Annotated in this window: 13 protein-coding genes; 2 read left to right on the plus strand and 11 right to left on the minus strand. The window is 68.4% G+C overall.

The window, feature by feature from the left end; all coding sequences use genetic code 11:
- Positions 1–91: 91 nt before the first annotated feature.
- From ABLE93_RS18985 to ABLE93_RS19030, 10 genes are all read right to left on the minus strand, one after another.
- Positions 92–622 carry a FixH family protein gene (locus ABLE93_RS18985; RefSeq protein WP_348841427.1) on the minus strand — a complete coding sequence of 177 codons (531 nt, stop codon included), beginning with the start codon at positions 620–622 and terminating at the stop codon, positions 92–94.
- 29 nt (positions 623–651) lie between these two features.
- On the minus strand, positions 652–2,133 hold the full coding sequence (ccoG, locus tag ABLE93_RS18990) for a cytochrome c oxidase accessory protein CcoG (RefSeq protein WP_348841428.1): 1,482 nt from the start codon (positions 2,131–2,133) through the stop codon (positions 652–654).
- Between the two features lie 383 nt (positions 2,134–2,516).
- Complete coding sequence (ccoP, locus tag ABLE93_RS18995) at positions 2,517–3,401, minus strand: cytochrome-c oxidase, cbb3-type subunit III (protein ID WP_348841429.1); 885 nt, start codon at positions 3,399–3,401, stop codon at positions 2,517–2,519.
- Positions 3,402–3,405: 4 nt separating this feature from the next.
- Positions 3,406–3,567 carry a cbb3-type cytochrome c oxidase subunit 3 gene (locus tag ABLE93_RS19000; protein WP_348841430.1) on the minus strand — a complete coding sequence of 54 codons (162 nt, stop codon included), beginning with the start codon at positions 3,565–3,567 and terminating at the stop codon, positions 3,406–3,408.
- Positions 3,568–3,570: 3 nt separating this feature from the next.
- The gene (ccoO, locus tag ABLE93_RS19005; RefSeq protein WP_348841431.1) at positions 3,571–4,320 is read right to left on the minus strand and encodes a cytochrome-c oxidase, cbb3-type subunit II; all 750 of its coding nucleotides are present in this window, start codon (positions 4,318–4,320) and stop codon (positions 3,571–3,573) included.
- 10 nt (positions 4,321–4,330) lie between these two features.
- Entirely contained in the window at positions 4,331–5,995 is a 1,665-nt protein-coding gene (gene ccoN / locus ABLE93_RS19010) for a cytochrome-c oxidase, cbb3-type subunit I (RefSeq protein ID WP_348841432.1), read from the minus strand.
- Between the two features lie 316 nt (positions 5,996–6,311).
- Positions 6,312–7,448 carry an ABC transporter permease gene (locus ABLE93_RS19015; protein ID WP_348841433.1) on the minus strand — a complete coding sequence of 379 codons (1,137 nt, stop codon included), beginning with the start codon at positions 7,446–7,448 and terminating at the stop codon, positions 6,312–6,314.
- Positions 7,445–8,440, minus strand: a complete 996-nt coding sequence (locus tag ABLE93_RS19020; protein WP_348841434.1) for an ABC transporter ATP-binding protein — start codon at positions 8,438–8,440, stop codon at positions 7,445–7,447. Before ABLE93_RS19020 ends, ABLE93_RS19015 begins: the two co-directional genes overlap by 4 nt.
- Entirely contained in the window at positions 8,437–9,396 is a 960-nt protein-coding gene (locus ABLE93_RS19025) for an HlyD family secretion protein (protein WP_348841435.1), read from the minus strand. Before ABLE93_RS19025 ends, ABLE93_RS19020 begins: the two co-directional genes overlap by 4 nt.
- Positions 9,393–10,079, minus strand: coding sequence for a TetR/AcrR family transcriptional regulator (locus ABLE93_RS19030; RefSeq protein WP_348841436.1), 687 nt, complete (start codon positions 10,077–10,079; stop codon positions 9,393–9,395). Before ABLE93_RS19030 ends, ABLE93_RS19025 begins: the two co-directional genes overlap by 4 nt.
- A 235-nt stretch (positions 10,080–10,314) precedes the next feature.
- On the opposite strand from ABLE93_RS19030, the gene ABLE93_RS19035 reads away from it, so the two are divergent.
- Complete coding sequence (locus ABLE93_RS19035; protein WP_348841437.1) at positions 10,315–10,983, plus strand: transglutaminase-like cysteine peptidase; 669 nt, start codon at positions 10,315–10,317, stop codon at positions 10,981–10,983.
- 114 nt (positions 10,984–11,097) lie between these two features.
- Here the strand turns inward: ABLE93_RS19035 and ABLE93_RS19040 are convergent, their stop codons facing one another.
- Entirely contained in the window at positions 11,098–11,628 is a 531-nt protein-coding gene (locus tag ABLE93_RS19040; RefSeq protein WP_348841438.1) for a gamma carbonic anhydrase family protein, read from the minus strand.
- Positions 11,629–11,826: 198 nt separating this feature from the next.
- Here ABLE93_RS19040 and ABLE93_RS19045 point away from each other — a divergent pair, with 198 nt between their 5' ends.
- Entirely contained in the window at positions 11,827–13,566 is a 1,740-nt protein-coding gene (locus tag ABLE93_RS19045) for an O-linked N-acetylglucosamine transferase, SPINDLY family protein (RefSeq protein WP_348841439.1), read from the plus strand.
- The last annotated feature ends 1 nt before the right edge of the window (position 13,567 follow it).

The raw sequence follows: 13,567 nt of genomic DNA on the forward strand, positions 1-13,567 counted from the left end.
TCAAGGCGCGGACGGCACTGGACGGTCGCCGCCCGGCAGTCTCGATGCCGCCTCGGAACGCCGGTGAAACCCGTCGCCCGTCTCAAGCGGCTTACGGAAGCTGCACCCGATTCTTGGACCGGAACATGCGCTCCCCGCCTTGCGCAAAATCAATCACCAGGTCCCACTGGCCCGGCGCCGCCGCCGCCCGCGCGCGATAGCGCCCGTCGCCGAGCGGCTCCAGATCGAGATCCACGTCCCGCCGCGCATCGGTGGGATGGGCGAGGCGCCCGTCGGCGACGAGGCCGGTGAGGGGCGTTCCCGAGGCGTCGCGCACCTTCACCAGCACCTCGCGCCCGCCGGCATTGGTGGAATCCAGGCTTACGTCCACCTTCCAGTGGCGGGCGGCCTGGCGTTCCGCCGCCTCGTGCTCGGCGGTGAAGGCGAGGCCCGCCTTGTAGGAGCTTTCGGTCTCCACCCCGGCGAAGGTGGACACCGCAAAGCGGGCCATGATGACGTTGACTCCGATCACCACGCCGAAGAAGGCGAGCAGCATGGCGAGCACCGCCCGTCCGGTGAGCGGGCGGCGGCCGGCCTCGGGAGAGGCCGAATCGGGGGCAGCCGGGGCAGCAGCTGGGGCCATGGGATCACTCCGTCTCGGATCGCGGCCGCTCATGGGCCGATGAAATGGTCGGTGACCGCCGCGGTGAGGCCGGAGGCCTTGTCGCGGAGGCGGAAAGTGAGGGGCAGCGAGGCCGAAGGCGCGAGCTTGTCGTGGGTGGTGACGAGCACGCGGATCTCGCGGGTCTGGTCCGGCCCCACCACGAGGCCGTCGGCATTGTCGCCGATGACTTCCAGCTGGCCGCCGGGCACGCCCTCGATGGAGAGGATGAAGCTGCGCTCCTCCAGCTTCTTGTTGGTGAGGCGCAGCGTGTAGGCATTGCGCAGCGCTCCGTCGGACAACCGCACGAAGAGGGGATTGCGGTCGTGGATGGCGGCCACACCCTCTGTGGCGCGGCCGAGCAGCGCGGTCAGCATCAGGCCGCTGACCAGAACGATCAGCCCCGCATACAGGATGGTGCGGGGCCGCACGATGCGCTGCACGAAGGGCTTGCCGGCAAGCCGCGCCTCCAGGCTCGCCTCGCTGTCATAGGTGATGAGGTTGCCGGGCCGGCCCACCTTCTGCATCACCGTGTTGCAGGCGTCGATGCACAGGCCGCACTGGATGCACGGCAGCTGCAGGCCCTTGCGGATGTCGACCCCGGTGGGGCACACGGCGACGCACTGGTCGCAGTCGATGCAGTCGCCGGCAGGCAGGCCCTTCTCACGCAGCACCGCCGCCTTCTTCACGGAGCCGCGGGGCTCGCCCCGGTCATAGAGATAGGTGACGTTGAGGGCGTATTCGTCGGTGAGCGCGGCCTGGATGCGCGGCCACGGGCACATGTAGGTGCACACCTGCTCGCGCATGTGGCCGGCGAGGGTATAGGTGGTGAAGGTGAGCACGGCGATGGACATGTAGGCCACAGCGGGCGCCTGGAAGGTGGCGAGCTGCACCACCAGCGTCGGGGCATCGGCGAAATAGAGCACCCACGCGCCGCCGGTCCACCAAGCGATCAGCAGCCACACCGAATGCTTCAGCGTCTTGTGGGCGAACTTCTCCATGGACCAGGGCGCGGCGTCGGCGCGCATGCGCTCGCGGCGGTCGCCCTCGATCATGCGCTCCACCGCCATGTAGAGGTCGGTCCACACGGTCTGGGGACAGAGGTAGCCACACCACACGCGCCCCGCCACCGCATTCATCAGGAACAGGATGAGCGCGGCAAGGATCAGCAGGCCGGCGACGTAATAGAATTCCTGCGGCCAGATCTCGAGGAAGAAGAAATAGAATCGCCGGTTGGGGAAGTCGATGAGCACCGCCTGGCTCGGGGCATCGGGGCCGCGGTCCCAGCGGATGAAGGGCAGCAGATAATAGATGCCGAGGGTGACAGCGAGCACGATCCACTTGATCTGCCGGAACCGGCCGTGAACGCTCTGCGGATAGATCTGCCGGCGCGCCTCATAGAGCGGGATGTCTTCGTCGCTCAAGGCGGCGGCGGAAACGCCCGCCACGGCCGCGGCGGGCTTGTGCTGAGATTTGGTGGGCAGCGCAGTCATTTTTCTCGGCCAAGGTTCGCCGATCGAACGCGGATCGGCAGTCCAGTCGGGGCCCGCCCCTCAGAGCGCGTGCCGGTCGGCGCGCGGAGCGGCCGGACCGGGCGATGCGGTCTGTGGCGTCATGTTAGAGGACGATCCGAAGATCACATTGATCCAGATCTGATCGGACCGCGCCCCAAGGTGGCGATCGTCCGGAGCGGGGCGTCCCGCTCCCGGCGCCAGAACATTCATAAGCTAGAATGTTTCGTGCGCCACGAAGGCGAAAGGTCGCGCTGGCGTTCCGCCGCGCGACCTTTTGGCTCTCTCCCCTGCGGTGCCATCCGTGTCCGGCGACGCCGCCCCCCCCTGGATCCGGCCCCGGTCCGTCCGGGCCGGGACTGGCCTCAGCGGCCGCCGCCCAGCGAGTGGACGTAGACGGTGAGCGCCTTGATGGTGGTCGGGTCGAGGCGCGCGTTCCACTGGGGCATCACGTTGCCGCGGCCGTTGACGATGCCGTACTCGATGGTCCCCTTGTCCGAGCCATAGAGCCAGATGCCGTCGGTGAGGTTGGGCGCGCCCATCTCCTGGTTGCCCTTGCCGTCGTCGCCATGGCAGGCGGCGCAGTTGGAGGCGTAGACTTCCTTGCCCTTGTCGAAGTCGGCGCCTGGCTTGGCGAGGCCGGCCAGGGTGCGCACATAGTCCGCCGCCGCCGAGATCTCGGCCCGCTGGAGGATGCCGTCCTTGCCGAAGGCCGGCATGTTGCCCTGGCGCGTGTCCGGATCGCTGGAGCGGATGCCGTGCTGGATGGTCTGCTGGATCTGCTCCAGCGAGCCGCCCCACAGCCAGTCGTCGTCATTGAGGTTGGGGAAGCCGGTGGCGCCGCCGCCGCCCGCGCCGTGGCACGGGGCGCAATTGTCGGCGAAGGCCACCCGCCCCTGGGCCCGGGCGAGGGACAGCAGCGCCGGCGTCTGCTCGATCTGCTCGAGCGAGGCGTTGGCGAGCTTCGCCGCGCTCTCGGCACGCAGGGCCTGGAGGTCGGCGATCTGCACCGCCACCGCGGCGCGCGAATGCCAGCCGAGCAGACCCGGGGTCGCGGAGGAGATCAGCGGCCAGGCGGGGAAGAGGATCCAGTAGCCCACCGCCCACACGATGGTGGCGTACCACACCCACAGCCACCAGCGCGGCAGCGGATTGTTGAGCTCGGAAATGCCGTCCCATTCATGCCCGGTGGTGGAGACGCCGGTGGCGCTGTCCACCTTCCCGTGTTGGGTATCGTGTGTCGTGCTCACGGGATCAATCCTCTTTGAGCGGGATATTGGCGGCGTCGTCGAACTCCTTCTTCCTCCGTTTGGAGGGCCAGAAGGCGTAGGCAACCACCAGCAGGAAGGCGAGGACGAAGAGCACGAGGCCCCACGTCTGGGCAAAGGCCGCGAGGCCGAGGTAGGTGTCCTGCATGGCTCACCTCACGTTCGCCTGGTTGTCGTAGAGCTTGAAGTCCACCAGCGTGCCCAGCATCTGCAGATAGGCGATGAGGGCGTCCGCCTCGGTCAGCTCGCCGGGGTTGGCGTCGTAGTCCCGGGCCTGCGCCTTGGGATAGCGCTTCAGCAGGCCGTCCACGTCGGCGCCGTCGATGGTGGCCTGGGTGCGCAGGTCGTCCTGAGCCTTGGCGATCATCTCGTCGCTGTAGGGCACGCCGAGGATCTGCTGCACCTTCATGTCCTCGGCCACGTGCTTGGCGTTGAGCCGGGTCTTCGCCAGCCAGGGGTAGCTCGGCATGATGGAGGCCGGCACCACCGCGCGCGGGTTGTTGAGGTGCTCCACCTGCCACAGGTCCGAATACTTGCCGCCGACGCGGGCAAGGTCGGGACCGGTGCGCTTGGAGCCCCACTGGAACGGGCGGTCGTACATGCTCTCGGCGGCCAGCGAGTAGTGGCCGTAGCGCTCCACCTCGTCACGCAGCGGGCGGATCATCTGCGAGTGGCAGTTGTAGCAGCCCTCGCGGACGTAGATGTTGCGCCCGGCGAGCTCCAGCGGCGTGTAGGGGCGCATGCCCTCCACCGTCTCGATGGTGCTCTTCAGGTAGAAGAGGGGCGCGATCTCCACGAGGCCGCCCACCGAGATCATCACCAGGATGCCCAGCATCAGCCAGTAGGAGTGCTTCTCGAAGATCTGGTGCTTGGACCAGATGGAGGTTCCTTGCGTCGCCATGGGATCCTCCTCACTCGGCCGGCTGCAGGGCGAGCGTCTGCTCGGCCGCGGATTCGGTCATGGTGATGGTCTTCCAGATGTTCCAGGCCATGATGAGGGCCCCTGCGAGGAAGAGGATGCCGCCCAGCGCACGGATGACGTACAGCGGGTGCATGGCCTCGACCGTCTCGATGAAGGAGTATTCGAGGAAGCCCAGCGCCGTGTAGGCCCGCCACATCAACCCCTGCAGGATGCCCGCCACCCACATGGAGGAGATGTAGAGCACGATGCCGAGGGTGGAGACCCAGAAGTGCCAGGAGATGGCCTTCACCGAATACATCTCGCGCTTGTTCCACAGCCACGGCACGAGGCAGTAGATGGCGCCGAAGGAGATGTAGGCGACCCAGCCGAGCGCGCCGGAATGCACGTGGCCGATGGTCCATTCGGTGTAGTGGCTGAGCGAGTTCACCGCCTTCACCGACATCATCGGTCCCTCGAAGGTGGACATGCCGTAGAAGGCCACGGCCACCACCATCATGCGGATGACGGGATCGGTCCGCAGCTTGTCCCACGCGCCCGAGAGCGTCATCAGGCCGTTGATCATGCCGCCCCACGAGGGCATCCACAGGATGATCGAGAAGGTCATGCCCAGCGTCTGCGCCCAGTCCGGCAGCGCGGTGTAGTGCAGATGGTGCGGGCCGGCCCAGATGTAGATGAAGATCAGCGCCCAGAAGTGCACGATGGACAGCCGGTAGGAGTAGACCGGCCGCTCGGCGCGCTTGGGGATGAAGTAGTACATCAGGGCGAGGAAGCCCGCGGTCAGGAAGAAGCCCACCGCATTGTGCCCGTACCACCACTGGAACATGGCATCCTGCACGCCCGACCACAGAATGTAGGACTTGGGCGAGAACACCGAGATCGGGATGGTGGCGTTGTTGCCGAGGTGCAGCACCGCGATGGTGATGATGAAGGCGAGATAGAACCAGTTCGCCACATAGATGTGCGGCTCGGTCCGCTTCAGCACGGTGATCAGGAACACCAACAGGTAGGTGACCCACACCGCCGTCAGGAACAGGTCCGAATACCATTCCGGCTCGGCGTATTCCTTGCCCTGGCTGATGCCGAGCAGATAGCCCGTGCCCGCGATGACGATGAAGAAATTGTAGCCCAGCGCCACGAACCACGGGGCGAGATCGCCGGCGAGGCGGGCGCGCGAGGTGCGCTGCACCACGTAGAAGGAGGTGGCGATCAGCACGTTGCCGCCGAAGGCGAAGATCACCGCCGAGGTGTGCAGCGGCCGCAGCCGGCCGAAGGAGATCCAGGGCAGGTCGAAATTGAAGACCGGAAAGGCCAGCTGGAGCGCCGCGATCACGCCCACCAGGAAGCCGGCGATACCCCACACCACGGCGGCGATGGTGCAGAACTTCACCACGTCCATGTTGTAGTTGGGCTTGCCGTCGATGAACTGCGGCACCGCGCCCGCCGGGCGGTTCATGTAGCGGTTGCCGATGGCGAACACCGAGGCGATGCTGGCCGCCGCGAAGAGGTATGCGTGGAAGGCAAATTCCGGCGTGTAGGCCTTCGCCGCCACGATAATGGAGAAAAAGGCGAAGGCGGCGAAGGTCGCGAGCAGCCCGGCTTCGCCGAACCGCCAGGACTTGGCCGGCGCCCGGATCGGATCTTGGATTGTTGACATTGCAGAACCCCTTGCGCCGGAGGGCGTGGAAACAGCACCTGCGGAGCCTTCCGGCACCATGCGCCGGAAACCCGTTTTTACCTTGATACAGGTCAAGACTGCGTGAGAGCGCGTGGTCGAAGCGCGCTGCGACCCGCCGCCGCAATGGGGAAGGAATAGCCGGCGTCAATCTGCTTCGAGACGACGCGGCTCATCATGCCGCGACGGCGCGACAACTCGGCACGTGCGTCAGATGTACGCTAATGTCCCGCCCCGCTTGAGCTCCCGGCAACGCAAAGCCATGCGCAGCACTTGGCGGGAACGGGCGCGGCCCGGTTCAGTCCAGGGTTTGACGAAATCTCGCCACGGCGATGCCCATGGCCACCACCATCAACGCCACCAGGGCGGCCGCGTCCACCGTCAGGTCGGAGAAGGCGGAGCCCTTCAGCAGGATGCCGCGCACCATGCGCAGATAGTGGGTGAGCGGCAGCCCTTCGCCGATCCACTGCGCCCACAGCGGCATGCCCGAGAAGGGAAACATGAAGCCCGACAGGAGGATGGAGGGCAGGAAGAACATGAAGGACATCTGCACCGCCTGGAGCTGGTTCTGCGCCAGGGTGGAGAAGGTGTAGCCGATGGAGAGGTTCACCACGATGAACAGCAGCGTCGCCACCACCAGAAGCAGCGGGCTGCCCTCCAGCGGCACCCCGAACAGGATCATCCCGGCGCCCATGATGAGCACCGCCTGGAGGATGCCCACCAGCACGTAGGGCGTGATCTTGCCCAGCATGATCTCCACCGGATGGATCGGCATGGAGAGCAGGCTCTCCATGGTCCCGCGCTCGATCTCGCGGGTCACCGAGAGCGCGGTGAAGATCAGCATGGTCATGGTGAGGATTGTGCCGAGCAGGCCGGGCACGATGTTGAGCTGGCTCGTGCCGGCCGGGTTGTAGCGCCGGTGTTGCACGATCTCGAATGCCGCGCTGCCCGGCTCGTCCACGAACCGCTCGCGGGTGAGGGCGGAATTGACGACGCCCGCGAGGGCCGCGAGGGCATTGGCCGAGCCGACCGGATCGGTGGCATCGGCCGCGACCAGCAATTGCGGGCCGTCGCCGCGCCGCAGGGCGCGCTCGAAGCCGGCCGGTATCTCGACAAAGAACAGCACCTCGCCGGAACGGATCATGTGCTCCGCCTCCTCGGCGCTGGAGACCTCGCGCACGAAGCCGAAGAAGGCGGTGTTGCGCAGGGCGGCAAGGATCGCCCGGCTGACGTCGTTGTTCTCGTGGGTGAAGACGGCGGTGGGCAGATGGCGCGGCGTGGTGTTGATGGCGTAGCCGAATAGGATGAGCTGAAGCAGCGGGATCATGATCATGGTGGCGAACGTCACCCGGTCGCGACGGAGCTGGATGAACTCCTTCACGATCATCGCGCCGACGCGGGTGAAGAACCCGCCGCGGTTGGCACGCGCGCTCATCGCATGTCATCCTTGGATCGGCGCATCAGGTCGATGAACACATCCTCCAGCGTGGGCGCATCGGCGCGGAAGGCGAGGCGCGTGTCGGCGCGGAAGGGCGCGAGCGCCGACTCCAGCGCCTCCGGGTCGCGCCCCGATATGTGCAAGGCGGTGCCGAAGGGCGCCACCATGTCCACCCCCGGCCGCTGGGACAGATCGCGCGCGACGTCGCGCGCGAGGCGCCCGCTTTCCTGCCCCGCGCCCCCCGTGACCTCCACCGTCACGGTGGTAAGGCCGGCCTGGGCGATCACGCTCTGCACGGTGCCTTGCGCCAGGAGCTTGCCATAGGCGATGTACGCGATCTCGTGGCAGCGCTCGGCCTCGTCCATGTAATGGGTGGAGACGAGGACGGTGAGGCCCTCGGCGGCGAGATCGTGGATCTGCTCCCAGAACTCGCGCCGCGCCTGCGGGTCCACGCCGGCGGTGGGCTCGTCCAAGAGCAGGAGATCCGGCCCCGGCAGGATGCAGGCGCCGAGCGCGAGGCGCTGCTTCCACCCGCCGGACAGCGCGCCGGCAAGCTGCTTGCCGCGGCCTTCCAGCCCGAGCCGCTTCAGCGCCTCGCCCGCGGCCTGCTCCGGCGCCGCAACGCCGTAGAGCCGCGCCACGAACTCCAGATTCTCCCGCACCGAGAGATCCTGATAGAGCGAGAAGCGCTGCGTCATGTAGCCCACGTGCTCGCGGATGCGGCGGGACTCGGTGAGAATGTCCATGCCGAGGCAGGTGCCGCGCCCCGCGTCGGGCGTCAGCAGCCCGCACAGCATGCGGATGGTGGTGGTCTTGCCCGATCCGTTGGGGCCAAGAAAGCCGTAGATCTGCCCGCGCATCACGCGCATGGAGAGATTGTCCACCACCCGCCGGCCGCCGAAGCTCTTGGAGAGCCCCTCCACCTCGATGACCACATCCGGCCCGGCTTTGGGCGGGTCGCCGGCCGGCACGACCGCGGCGTCGTTCACGGCGCAGCCCCCAGGGTGACGTTGACCGGCTGGCCCGGCCGGGCCTTCGCCGGGTCCTGCGGTCGGGCCTCCACCAGATAGACGAGCTTGGAGCGCTCCTCCCGGCTGTAGATCACCGGCGGGGTATATTCCGCCTGGGCGGAGATGAAGGAGACCTTGGCAGTGAAGGGCGTACAGCCGTCGCAGGTCACGGTGACGGCCGCTCCGGACGTCACCGCCGGCAATTGCGCCTCCGGCACGAAAAAGCGCACCTTCACCAGGTTGGGCGGCAGGAGGGAAACGATGGGCCGGCCTTCCGGCACCAGCTCGCCGGGCCGGAAATAGACCGTCTGCACCGGCCCGTCGGCGGGCGCCATCACCGTGCGGCGATCGAGCCGCACCTGCGCCGCAGCAAGGTTGGCGCGCGCCGCGAGGACCGACTGCTCGGCCGCATCGATGCTTTGGGTGCGGGCGGCGATGCGCGCGGCGGCGATTCGGCGGCGCGCCTCGTCGAGGGCGGCCTGGTTCTGGTCGTACTGGTGCTGGGCGGAGTCCAGATTGGCCTGCGAGGAAGCCCCCTTGGGCACGAGCGACTTCTGGCGGTCCAGCTCAATGCGCGACAGATCGAGGGCGGAGGCCGCCCGGCGCTCGGACGCCTCGAGCACGGCGATTTCCTCGGGGCGCTGGAGCGGTGCGCGGGCATCGGCGAGGCGCGCCTCCGCCTCCTTCAGCTGGGCGGCGGCCGCATCGCGGTCGGCAAGCTGGAGGTCGTCCTCCACCTTGGCCAGCACCTGCCCGGCCTTCACCACGGCGCCCTCGTCCACAAGCAGTTCCTTCACGCGCCCCGGCTCGGTGGGACCGACGAAGACGAGGTCGCCCTCCACGTAGCCCGAATAGCCGCCGGATCCTCCGGCGCCGCTGCAGCCGCAGATGCCGATGGCCGTGAGGGCGGCGATCACCAGGAAGCGGGCGTTCACGTCTCTCTCCATCCAAGGCCGCGCAGCAGCAGATCGCGGTGCGCGGCGAGCAATTGGCGCACGTCCAGCGGGTCGGTGGCGCCGAACATGCTGTTCCAGACGACCGCCACGATGGCCGGCGCAATGACAAGCTGGGGGAAGCGCGCAGCAAGGTCGCTGGTGATCTCGCCGCGCGAAAGGCCGCGCTCCACCACCAGCCGGATCAGCGCGATGCCACGCGTCACCACGGCGCGATGGTAATAGGCGGCGAGTTCCGGAAAGCGGGGCCCCTCGGCGATCATCAGCCGGACGAGGGCCTGCGCGGGCCCTTCCAGGATGCGCTGGGCGAGCAGTTCCATCAGCAGATCGAGCAGTTCCCGAGTCGTCCCCGGAAACAGGGCGATCAGCCCGTCGGCGTCTTCCAGGACCGGGCTGATGTTGTCCTCGATCAGGCCGCGGAACAGCGCCTCCTTGTCGGCGAAGTAGAGATAGAGCGTGCCCTTGGCGACGCCGGCCCGGCGGGCCACGTCCTCAAGGCGGGAGCCGGCGAAGCCGCGGGCGGCGAACACGGCAAGCGCGGCCGCGAGAATCTCGCGCCGGCGCTCCCCCTTGTCCTTCGGCCGGGCACGCCGGCGGCGGTGGGGCGCGCCCTCGCCGCCCGCTGCGCCGTGCTCCGGATCCGCACCATCCTCCGCGCCCTGCATGCGCCCTCGCCTTTATGACTGACTCGTCAGTCACTAACACAGGCGGCGCTTGTCGGCAAACTTCGGCGGTGCAGCATGGCGTGACGGAGGGGTGACATCCGCGCAACAGCGGCAAAACATCGCAAATTAGGGAGGTATTATGCGACCTAGCAGTTAAGGTTAATCGAAGGTTGACGGCGCAAAGGCGGCCGTCATGAGGCATTATTCCTTCGTTAACCCGCCTGGACGGCCCGCGATGTCAAAGTGCGCCTCGCCCCTCAGCATCCACATGGCTCTCGCCATGCTGCTCGCCGTCGCGGGCGCAGCATCTCCCGCTGCGGCGCAGGACACCCGCGCGCAGACCCGTTTCGCCAACCTCGTCGCCGCCTTCGCCCCCCGCCATCTCGCCGACGGCCGCGCCACCACTGCCCCTTCGGGCTTCGTGCGCTTCTGCAGCGCACATGTGGAAGAGTGCGACTATTCCGGCCCCATGGTTGCCACCATGACGCTGGATCCGGCGCGCAGGAGCGAACTCGAACGCGTCAACCGCACCGTCAACGAACTGATCCAACCCGAGACCGATCTCGACCATTTCGGCGAGACCGAACGCTGGACCTACCCCGAAGACGGGCGGGGCGACTGCGAAGACTACGTCCTCGAAAAGCGCCGCCGGTTGGTTAACGCCGGATGGCCCGCTTCGGTTCTCCTCATCACGGTAGTTCGTGATCGCGACGGCGACGGCCACGCTGTCCTGACCGTCATCACCGACAAGGGCGACCTGATTCTCGACAATCAGGAAGCCGAAATCCACGCCTGGAAGGACACGGGCTACCGCTTCGTCAAGCGTCAGTCCCAGGCCGACCCCTCCCAGTGGGTGTCCCTCGGCGAGACCCGGGTGCCCCCGGTGGTGGGCACCGGGCGCTGATCCCATCGCCCCGCCGGCGCGCCGGGACGGGACGAGAACGGGCCGGAACCGACGCCGCGGTTCCGGCCCGTTCGTTTTGCGCCGGGCCCGTCCCTGCGCCGCCTGGCACCACCCTCAGTCGATGCGCTTCAGCCCGCGGGCGTAGCGCTGGTAATTGCGCTGGTAGTGCTCGGCCGTGCCCTTCAGGCGCAGCGCCGTGGCCTCGTCGATCTGCCGCGCCACCTTGGCCGGCGCGCCGACGATGAGGGAATAAGGCTCGAAACTCTTGCCCTCGGTCACCAGCGCCTTCGAGCCCACGAGGGAATGGGCGGCGATGACCGCGCCGTTGAGCACGGTCGCCCCCATGCCGATCAGCGCCTCGTCGCCCACCGTGCAGCCGTGCAGCGTGGCCATATGGCCGACGGTGACGTGGCTGCCGAGAGTGAGGGGGAAGCCGGGATCGGTGTGGAGCACGCAGTTTTCCTGGATGTTGGTCCCCTCCCCCACCACGATCGGCTCGTTGTCGCCCCGCAGGACGGCGCCGAACCAGATGCTCGCCCCCTCCTTGAGGGTCACCCGGCCGATGACCACCGCGTCGGGCGCGATCCAATAGTTGCCGGAGGCGGGCAGCTCCGGCTCGATGCCGTCGAGGGCGTAAAGCGGCATGGGAAGTCCTCCAGTAGCGTCAGCGCGTCAGGCTCACGGGGGGTCGGGCCGGCAGTCTGGGCGCCCTGGACGGGCGCGTCCGCTTTGCCTATCGCCATCGGCGCCCGCATGCTAGAGCAGCCGCCGGCCGGGCGCCGCGTCTTCCGCATCGGAAGCGCGCGCGCCGCTCCCTTTCCCGAGGCTTGATCCGCCCCGCCCATGTCCGCGCCGAAGCCGCCGCCCCAAAGACCCCCCGCCCCGCTGACGCCCGCGCTGGCGAGCCTGCTCAACGACGGCTACCAGCACCAGCTGCGCGGACAGTATGAAGAAGCGGCGCGGGCCTATCGCAAGATCCTGAAGGTGGCGCCCGACCAGGCCGACGTGATCCACCTCCTCGGTGTCGTGCGCGCCCGCCAGGGCCGGGAGGCCGAGGCCATCGAGCTGTATCTGAAGGCGGCGCGGCGCAAGCCGGGCGATCCGAAGATCGTCTACAACCTCGCCCTCGCCTATGGCGCCGCCCGCCGCGAGGCCGAGGCGCTGGAGGCCATGGCCCAGGCCTTCGCCCTCGACCCGGCCTTGCCCCTCGCGGCCAACCTGCTCTTCCCCGCCCGCCGCGCCGCCTGGGACTGGCGCGACCACGACCGGCTGGTGGACAATCTGAAGCGCGGCGCGCTTGGCCAGAGCGCGCCGACGCTGCCCATGCTGCTGCTTCAGTCGGTGGACGATCCGGCCCTGCATCTCGCCTGCGCCCGCCGCACGGTGGAGGCGGAGAAGATGGTGGCGCGCCCGCTCTCTCCGGCCCCACGGCGGGGCCGCGAAGGCCCGATCCGTGTCGCCTATGTCTCCGCCGACTTCCGCATCCACCCCACCACCCATCTCATCGCCGCGCTTCTTGAGGGGCACGACCGCGCGCGATTCGAGGTCACCGCCATTTCCATCGGTCCCGACGACGGCTCGCCGGAGCGCGCCCGGATGGCAGGCGCGGTCGACCGCTTCCTCGATCGCCGCACGGCGTCGGCACAGGAGATCGCGCAGGAGGTGGCGCAGCTCGGCATCGACGTGCTGGTCGACCTCATGGGCCACACCCAGGGCGAGCGCATGGAGATCTTCGCCCACCGACCGGCGCCGGTGCAGGTGGGCTTCCTCGGCTATCCCGGCACCAGCGGGGCGCCCTTCTTCGATTATGTGATCGCCGACCCGGTGGTGCTGCCCTTCTCCGAGGCGGCCCACTACAGCGAGAAGATCGTCCACCTCCCCGACTGCTACCAGCCCAACGACCCGGAGCTGCCGGTGGGCGCGACGCCGGGCCGCGCCGCCTTCGGCCTGCCGGATGATGCCTTCGTCTTCGCCTGCTTCAATTCCGCGTCGAAGCTTGATCCGGCGGTTTTCTCCAGCTTCGCGCGCATCGTCTCGGCGGTCCCCGGCTCGGTGCTGTGGATGTATGAGGGGCGCGGCGGCGGGGCCGACACCCTGCGGCGGGAGGCGGAGCGCCGCGGCCTTGATCCGGCGCGACTCGTGTTCGCGCCGCAGGTGCCGCTCGGCGACCACCTCGCCCGGCTGCTCCATGCCGACCTCTTCATCGACACCTTCCCCTACACCGCCCACACCACGGCGAGCGACGCTCTGCGCATGGGGCTGCCGGTGGTGACACGGTCGGGCCGCTCCTTCGCCTCGCGCGTCGCGGCGAGCCTGCTGCGGCAGGTGAAGCTGGACGATCTGGTGACGCAGGACGCCGCCGCCTTCGAGGCCACCGCCACTGCCCTCGCCCGCGAGCCGGATCGGCTGGCCGCCGTCCGCGCGCGGCTCGCCGCCGCCCTGCCCGGCACGCCCCTGTTCGACGTGGCGCGCTACACGCGCCATCTGGAGCAGGCCTACGCGACCATGGTGGCCCGCATGCGCGCCGGCCAGGCCCCCGAGGCCTTCGCCGTCGCGCCCGTTGCCGACGCGACAGACGCCTGAG

The organism is Xanthobacter pollutisoli, from assembly GCF_040044995.1.
Taxonomy (GTDB): domain Bacteria; phylum Pseudomonadota; class Alphaproteobacteria; order Rhizobiales; family Xanthobacteraceae; genus Xanthobacter.